We start from the raw sequence: 8,117 nt of genomic DNA on the forward strand, positions 1-8,117 counted from the left end.
TGTTTACCTGGCGTAATCAGGTGAACGGTATAAGAGTGCTACCAACACTACTTATACATGCTGTGCTCTTTTGTTTTGTTGATTTTTTGTATATACGTGAACTTTACATGTTTATATTTAAATACAAAAAATCAAGTTCTACATAGGCAAACGATTTTTATTGGAAGTTTAAACACGTCAATTGTACACCCCAGGGAAGTTTTTAAAGAAGCCTTCCGTCGTGCAGCAGCCTCTATTATATGTCTTCATAACCATCCCTCAGGAGATCCCACGCCGAGCCGTGAAGATATTGAAGTAACAAAACGTTTAGTAGAATGCGGCCAGATTATCGGAATTGAAGTGCTAGATCATATTATAATAGGTGACCATAAATTCGTGAGTTTAAAGGAAAAAGGTCATATTTAAGACTATGCTTTTTACTTATTTTGTTTTATAATGTGATTTATGAGTTTTTTGTAGAAATTTATCTACAAAAAGGATAAAGATATAAAAAACGTACTGTTTTTATAATATAAAGTAAGAAAAAATGAGTCCGTGAAAACAAGAAAGGAAGATAAATAATATGTTTGGATTTGGTGGATTTACTCGCGATCTTGGAATAGACTTAGGAACTGCGAACACGCTTGTATATGTAAAAGGAAAAGGTGTAGTTTTACGTGAACCTTCAGTAGTTGCGTTACAAACTGATACGAAACAAATCGTTGCTGTAGGTAGCGACGCAAAACAAATGATTGGTCGTACACCAGGGAACGTTGTGGCACTTCGCCCGATGAAAGACGGTGTAATTGCTGATTATGAAACAACTGCAACAATGATGAAATATTACATTCAACAAGCTCAAAAATCAAACGGTTTCTTCTCACGTAAGCCGTATGTAATGGTATGTGTACCATCTGGTATTACAGCTGTAGAAAGACGTGCAGTAATCGATGCGACTCGTCAAGCGGGTGCTCGTGATGCTTATCCTATCGAAGAGCCATTTGCAGCAGCAATTGGTGCAAACTTACCTGTTTGGGAACCAACTGGTAGTATGGTAGTTGATATCGGTGGTGGTACAACAGAAGTTGCAATTATTTCTTTAGGAGGTATTGTAACAAGTCAGTCAGTTCGTGTTGCTGGTGATGATATGGACGATTCAATCATTCAGTACATTAAGAAAAGCTATAACTTAATGATCGGTGAAAGAACAGCTGAAGCATTAAAATTAGAAATCGGTTCTGCAGGCGAGCCAGAAGGTATCGAGCCTATGGAAATTCGCGGTCGTGATTTAGTAAGTGGTTTACCAAAAACAGTACTAATTCAGCCAGAAGAAATTGCAGATGCATTAAAAGATACAGTAGATGCGATTGTAGAATCAGTTAAAAATACACTAGAAAAAACTCCACCTGAATTAGCAGCTGATATTATGGACCGCGGTATTGTATTAACAGGTGGCGGGGCATTACTACGTAATTTAGATAAAGTAATTAGTGAAGAAACAAAAATGCCAGTTCTTGTTGCAGAAGACCCATTAGATTGCGTAGCAATTGGAACAGGTAAAGCATTAGACAATATCGATCTTTTCAAAACTGCTGCTCGATAATATTGCAAAATAAAAATCAGTGAAATTAAGAGGGTGTGAACGTGCCACAGTTTTTCTTAAACAAAAGATTAATTGTTTTGTTAGTTAGTATTATTCTTCTCGTGGCATTGATTGGAATCTCATTGAAAGAACGGAACAGTTTAACATGGCCAGAGCAGTTTGTTAAAGACACTGTCGGTGTTGTAGAACGTGTATTCCAAAAGCCAGCGAAATACGTAGCTGGATTCTTCGAAAATGTAGAGGATGTAAAGCGCACGTATGAAGAGAATAAAGAATTAAAAGCAAAATTAGATAATTATGCAGGTCTATCAGGGAAAGTAAAACAATTAGAAGATGATAACAAGAAGTTACAAGAGTTAACTGGAAAAAAGGAGTTGCTGAGCGATTATACTGAGATTCCAGCTACTGTTGTTTCTCGTAGTTCAGATAAATGGTACGATTTAATTGGAATTGATAAAGGGGCACAGCAAGGAATTAAAAAAGATATGGCTGTTATGACTTCACAAGGTTTAGTTGGACGTGTGAAAAGTGTATCTCAGTTTACATCATCAGTAGAGTTATTAAGCTCTATGAGCCGAACAAATCGTGTATCTGCTATTGTACAAGGGCAAGAAAATATCTTTGGTTTAATTGAAGGTTACGACAAAGAAAAACACTTACTTCTTTTCACAAAGATTGGTTCTGATGCAAAAGTAGAAAAAGATCAAATGGTTGTAACATCTGGACTAGGTGATATTTTCCCGAAAGGTCTTGTAATTGGGAAAATCGTTGATGTACAACCAGATGCATACGGCTTAACAAAAACAGCTTATGTAAAACCTGCCGCTGATTTAAATGACGTAGAGCATATTATGGTTGCTAAACGTAAAAAGCCTTCAGCGCCATTAGAATAGGAGGGAGAGAAGAGATGATGAAGATTTTAAAAAGAGCAGCTCTTCCTCTTTTGCTCCTTTTTGTGTTTCTATTTGAAAATATGTTTGCTACCATTGTTCCAACAAATGTGTTTTGGAAAGAGAGTATAGCAGCACCGCATTTCTTTATAATCGTCTTATGTTTTATTACAGTGTATTATAGTCCGGTCCAAGGGATTTATTACGGACTATTATTTGGTTTCTTATTTGATACCGTATACACAGAACTTGTCGGTATATATATTTTTGCTTATCCGATTTTAGCTTATTTAGTTTATAGTGTGATGAAAGTACTGCAATTGAATTTATTTATTGTTGTTTCCATCATATTAGCTAGCGTTGTAGCACTAGAGTATTATGTGTATGGATTTTTAACTTTGTTGGGACGTACTCATATGCCAGCGTATGTCTTTTTCACAGATCGTCTCCTTGCTACTTTATTGTTAAATGCTATTTTCTTGTTGATAGTTTGTTTCCCACTGAGACGATATATATTGCGTCTTTCAAAAGCGATGGAAGAAAAAGAAAAAAGGATTTTCTAATTTTATGTCGAATTGAATCGGTGGGGTGAACTTTAGTGGAAGAAAAAAAGCAACAAAATGTAACGATAAAAGGGACAAAAGATGGGATAACGCTTCATTTAGATGATTGTTGTTCATTCTCTGAATTGTTGATAGAATTAGACGAAAAACTTTCTACACATTACTACGATGGTGATGGACGCTCTTTAATTGAAGTGCATGTGAAAGTAGGAAATCGTTATTTAACAGAAGTCCAACAAGAAGAGATTCGTACGTTAATTCGTAATAAAAAGAATCTTGTTGTGGATTCAATTAAAAGTGATGTTATCACTAAAGCAGAAGCAATAGCTTGGAAAGAAGAAACAGAAATTGTCCCTATTTCCAAAATTGTTCGCTCTGGACAAGTTTTACATGTAAAAGGAAATTTGTTGTTAATTGGAGATGTTAATCCAGGCGGAACGGTTATCGCTGGGGGGAATATTTTTGTTGTAGGATCATTAAGAGGAATTGCACATGCTGGGTATTATGGGGATTCGGATGCTGTAATCGCTGCATCTGTTATGAACCCGATGCAACTTCGAATTAGTGATGTGGCAATGCGGGCTCCGGAAGAGAAAGAAGACGGAGCGGAGGCGGCAGAATGTGCGTATATTAATGAGAACAATCACATTGTTGTCGATCGCCTGCAACTTCTCACTCATCTTAGACCTAATTTAACAAAGTTAGAAAGGGGAATTGTATAGCTGTGGGAGAGGCAATAGTAATTACATCTGGAAAAGGCGGAGTAGGTAAAACTACAACGTCTGCGAACATTGGTACGGCCCTAGCGTTATCTGGAAAGAAAGTGTGCTTAATTGACACAGATATCGGTCTTCGAAATTTAGACGTAGTAATGGGGCTGGAAAATCGTATTGTATTTGATCTTGTTGATGTCGTTGAAGGGCGTTGCCGTTTACCTCAGGCTCTTATTAAAGATAAACGTTTTGATGATCTTTATTTATTACCTGCAGCACAAACGAGTGATAAATCAGCGGTAACACCTGAACAAATGGATGAATTAATACAAGTATTACGTCAAGATTATGATTACATATTAATTGATTGTCCTGCGGGGATTGAGCAGGGATTTAAAAATGCGGTAGCTGGTGCGGATAAAGCAATCGTTGTTACGACGCCAGAAGTATCCTCAATGCGCGATGCGGATCGTATTATTGGGCTTTTAGAAAAAGAGGATATTGAACCACCAAAACTTGTTATTAACCGTGTACGTAGTCATATGCTTCATGAACAGGATATGTTAGATGTTGATGAAATTGTACGTACATTGTCAATCGAGCTTCTTGGTGTTGTCGAAGATGACGATGAAGTTATTCGAGCTACAAATACAGGTGAACCTGTGGCGTTGCAACCAAGCGGAAAAGCAGCGTTGGCTTATCGTAATATCGCAAGACGCTTGTTGGGTGAGAATGTACCATTACAAGCATTTGAACAAGAAAAGGTATCGGTATTTGCAAAGGTAAAAAACTTCTTTGGAATCCGTTAAAAGCACTTCGCACATATGCGAAGTGTTTTCTTTTTTCTTCACACGAATATCTTTCTTTCTTAGCTCATACACATGTACAAACTGTATACAACTGTTTCTATTGAAATTAGCTTACGGAAAGAAAGGAGACAGTATGAAGAATAGACGCGTAGAAGAAATTAAAAAGCGGATTGCGAAAAGGAAGGCCGAGCAAGAAAGGATGGAGGAAGAGCAGTATTTTACCGGAGGGAATTTTGGTAGCGAAACAGTATTTATTGAAGAAGGAGAAAAGGAAATTCACCCTTTATTTCGAAAGGAAGTCTTTTTCTTCAAAGTTTTATTATCAGCAATATTAGTTCTTTCGGTTGCTATTTTATATAAGAATGCCCCGTCTTCGTTCGATGGTGCTAAAGCTGTTACAGAAAAAGTGATGAAAGAGGAATTTCAGTTTGCTACTGTAGCGAAATGGTATGAAAAGCAATTTGGAAAACCGCTTGTATTTTATTCACCGAATGAGAAAAAAGAAGAAAGTATTCAGCAAAAAAATTATGCAATTCCTGCTTCTGGAAAAGTAATGCAAGGGTTTCAAAAAAATGGCCAAGGTGTATTTGTCCAAACAGCTACAAATGCAACAGTTGAGTCAGTGAATGAAGGATTAGTTGTTTTTGCGGGTAAGAAAGAGGAACTTGGAAATACAGTTCAAATTCAACATGCAGATGGTACGGAGTCATGGTATGCAAATTTAAACGATATGTCAGTGAAATTATATGATTACGTTTCAAAGAAACAAAAAATTGGAACGGTGAGTAATGATACAAATGATAAAAATGGAAAGTTTTATTTCGCGATAAAAAAGAATGAAAAATTTATTGATCCGATCCAGGTGATATCATTTGATTAAATATAGGGACGTTTTAACGAAAATTTCCGTGCATCCATTATTTTGGGTTATCATTGTCATTGGTATTTTTACTGCACGTTTTAAAGAATTAATACTGTTATTTTGTATTGTTCTTATTCATGAACTTGGGCATGCTCTTGCAGCAGCGCACTATAATTGGCGTATAAAAAAAATTCAGCTTTTGCCGTTTGGTGGCGTGGCTGAGCTTGAGGAACATGGTAATAAGTCGTTGAAAGAGGAACTTGTTGTCGTAATTGCAGGACCGATTCAACATGTTTGGATGATGCTAGTAGGTTATATATTATTTGAAGCCGGTTGGCTGAACGCGGATTTATATTATTTCTTTATGTGGAATAATATAATTATTTTAGCGTTTAATTTACTCCCTATTTGGCCGTTAGATGGCGGGAAAGTATTGTTTAATATACTATCATATCGTTTTCCTTATTTACAAGCACATGAAAAGATGATGAAATTGTCATGTGTTTTTTTTGGTGTAATATTAGGATGGCAGTTACTCTGGAATAGCAATAATATTATGATGTGGGTACTACTCATGTTTTTGGCAGTGTCGTTATATCAAGAGTGGAAACAAAGACGGTATGCCTTTATGCGTTTTTTATTAGAACGTTATTATGGGAACAAAAGAGGAATTGAAAAGATTGCACCTATTGAAGTGCAATCAGAAGATCATTTATATAAGATATTCACAAAATTTCGTAGAGGATATAAGCACTCTATTATCGTCCATGGAAAATATAAAGAACATTACACATTAGATGAAAATGAACTGCTCTATGCATATTTTACTGAAAAACGAACAACTTCATCAGTTGAAGAATTAATCGGTTAGTGTTGACGATAGCACTAACCTTTTATTATTGTAAAAGCAAAGAAGATTATAAAGTGAGGAAATAATTTTGAAAACGTTATATGTGAATTACGCTGGATCGGAAAAGCGCGTTGCAATTGAAGAGAAGAAAAAAATTGTTGAGTTTTTATGGAAACGTAATGAAGAGCAAGAGATTGTTGGGCATATTTATGCCGGACGTATCGTAAGAACAATCGCTGGAATGAACGCAGCATTTGTAAACATCGGTTTAGAAAAACATGCGTATCTTTCATACGATGATGTACCATCTTGTTATCGTATACATGAAGGGCAAGCGATTCTCGTACAAGTTGTAAAAGAGGCAATTGATACGAAAGGGCCTAAATTGACAGCGAATATAGAATTTACCGGGAAATATGTCGTTTATATGCCGTTTGATGAGATGCGCGCTGTTTCTCGGAAAATAAAAAATAATAAAAAAAGACAACAGTTACTCCAAATTGAGGTAGAAGGAACAGGGGGTTACATTTTCCGCTCTGCTTCTGAAAAAGGAGCGATTGAAGAAATACAAGCTGAAATGCAAATGTTACAGCAGTTATATGAAGAGCTAAAAAGAAAAGAGGGCCAAGGAAAGGCGCCGTTATTACTTCATCGACCGGCCACCTTTTTAGATCGTGTATTCCAAGAGAATCCGATTGAAACAATTGAAAAAGTAGTTGTAGATACAAGAAGTATAGTAAAAGAATTAGAGGAAAAGATTGGAAAAGAAAAAGTATCTTTTTATAATGAAAAATCTTCAATGTTTAACCATTTTGGAATAGAGCGTGAAATCGAGAAAGCACTTCAAAAAATTGTATGGCTCCCGAATGGTGCTTATTTAATTGTGGAACAAATGGAGACGATGACTGTAATTGATGTGAATACGGGCAAGTTTACTGGAAAACAGAATTTACAAGATACAGTCCTTCGTACAAATGAAGTGGCAGCTGAAGAGATTGCACGTCAATTAAGACTGCGTGATATCGGTGGTATGATATTAATTGATTTTATTAATATGAAAAGAAGAGAAGATAAAGAAATGGTAAGAGAATGTCTCATGGCTGCTATGCAAAATGATCGCACATATACAAGAGTGCTTGGGTTTACAGAGTTAGGGATTTTAGAGATGACACGTAAACGTAAGAAACATTCTTTACGCGACGTATTACTAGAAGAATGTGTACCGTGCAAAGCGACGGGGTATATGATGTCATATGAGACAATTGCGTATGAGTTAGAGAGAGAGCTAATTACATATGGCAATATAGAGGATGAGGCAGTATTAATCGCTGCACCTAAAGACTTGCAAAAACAATTTTTGCAAAAAGAATTACAAAAAAATATTCCATTTGAAATTTATTTCAAAGATGATATGATCGAAAAGTATGCAATTGTCCGTTTTGGAAGTAAAACAGAAATTGTAGAGCGGAAAAAATAGTTAGCAGAACATTTATTGACAACCGTCTATGATTCATGATAACATCTTTATGTTATAGTTTATAGCACCTAAACGGCTATATGCTACAACCGCACAAGACAGGTTCCCTAAAGGCATATATGTCTACCTCGTTTTTGGCGAGTCTTAGTAATTAAGAGGAGGTGCAAGTATGTACGCAATTATCGAAACAGGTGGAAAACAAATTAAAGTTGAAGCTGGTCAAGCAATCTACATTGAAAAATTAGATGTTGAAGCTGGTGAAACTGTTACTTTTGACAAAGTTCTTTTCGTTGGTGGCGAAAACGTTAAAGTTGGTAGCCCAGTTGTAGAAGGTGCAACAGTTACTGCGAAAGTTGAAAAACAAGGTCGCG

The 8,117-nt window shown here is 36.1% G+C and carries 9 protein-coding genes, 1 pseudogene and 1 other annotated feature; all 10 genes and pseudogenes read left to right on the forward strand.

The genetic code is table 11. The features are described 5' to 3' along the window. Positions 1 to 102 precede the first annotated feature (102 nt). Positions 103 to 405, forward strand: a pseudogene (gene radC, locus MR167_RS29165) (RadC family protein); the annotation flags it as partial. 157 nt (positions 406 to 562) lie between these two features. After that, the gene (mreB, locus tag MR167_RS29170; protein WP_000466736.1) at positions 563 to 1,582 is read left to right on the forward strand and encodes a cell shape-determining protein MreB; all 1,020 of its coding nucleotides are present in this window, start codon (positions 563 to 565) and stop codon (positions 1,580 to 1,582) included. Between the two features lie 41 nt (positions 1,583 to 1,623). Then, a complete protein-coding gene (gene mreC / locus MR167_RS29175; RefSeq protein WP_001135484.1) occupies positions 1,624 to 2,475 on the forward strand; it encodes a rod shape-determining protein MreC in 852 nt (283 codons plus the stop codon). A 14-nt stretch (positions 2,476 to 2,489) separates the two neighbouring features. Then, entirely contained in the window at positions 2,490 to 3,035 is a 546-nt protein-coding gene (gene mreD / locus MR167_RS29180; RefSeq protein WP_000975762.1) for a rod shape-determining protein MreD, read from the forward strand. A 35-nt stretch (positions 3,036 to 3,070) separates the two neighbouring features. Further along, entirely contained in the window at positions 3,071 to 3,757 is a 687-nt protein-coding gene (minC, locus tag MR167_RS29185; protein WP_000391514.1) for a septum site-determining protein MinC, read from the forward strand. 2 nt (positions 3,758 to 3,759) lie between these two features. Beyond that, on the forward strand, positions 3,760 to 4,557 hold the full coding sequence (minD, locus tag MR167_RS29190; protein ID WP_000503309.1) for a septum site-determining protein MinD: 798 nt from the start codon (positions 3,760 to 3,762) through the stop codon (positions 4,555 to 4,557). Positions 4,558 to 4,690: 133 nt separating this feature from the next. Further along, positions 4,691 to 5,437 carry a stage IV sporulation protein SpoIVFA gene (spoIVFA, locus tag MR167_RS29195; protein WP_242316082.1) on the forward strand — a complete coding sequence of 249 codons (747 nt, stop codon included), beginning with the start codon at positions 4,691 to 4,693 and terminating at the stop codon, positions 5,435 to 5,437. Then, positions 5,430 to 6,290: a stage IV sporulation intramembrane metalloprotease SpoIVFB gene (spoIVFB, locus tag MR167_RS29200; RefSeq protein ID WP_000599046.1), complete on the forward strand. Its 861-nt coding sequence runs from the start codon at positions 5,430 to 5,432 to the stop codon at positions 6,288 to 6,290. Before spoIVFA ends, spoIVFB begins: the two co-directional genes overlap by 8 nt. A gap of 67 nt (positions 6,291 to 6,357) precedes the next feature. Next, positions 6,358 to 7,746: an Rne/Rng family ribonuclease gene (locus MR167_RS29205; protein WP_000855474.1), complete on the forward strand. Its 1,389-nt coding sequence runs from the start codon at positions 6,358 to 6,360 to the stop codon at positions 7,744 to 7,746. 77 nt (positions 7,747 to 7,823) lie between these two features. Next, positions 7,824 to 7,901, forward strand: a sequence feature (ribosomal protein L21 leader region). A gap of 14 nt (positions 7,902 to 7,915) precedes the next feature. Then, the coding region (rplU, locus tag MR167_RS29210; protein ID WP_242316083.1) for a 50S ribosomal protein L21 at positions 7,916 to 8,117 on the forward strand (202 nt) is incomplete at its 3' end.

Origin of the sequence: Bacillus cereus group sp. BfR-BA-01355, from assembly GCF_022663675.1 — a bacterium.
Classification (GTDB): Bacteria; Bacillota; Bacilli; order Bacillales; family Bacillaceae_G; genus Bacillus_A; species Bacillus_A thuringiensis_S.

Excerpts from the sequence above, each read along its gene's own strand:
- mreD (WP_000975762.1), top strand. The coding sequence starts at position 2,490 with ATGATGAAGATTTTAAAAAGAGCAGCTCTTCCTCTTTTGCTCCTTTTT.
- mreB (WP_000466736.1), top strand. The coding sequence starts at position 563 with ATGTTTGGATTTGGTGGATTTACTCGCGATCTTGGAATAGACTTAGGA.
- spoIVFA (WP_242316082.1), top strand. The coding sequence starts at position 4,691 with ATGAAGAATAGACGCGTAGAAGAAATTAAAAAGCGGATTGCGAAAAGG.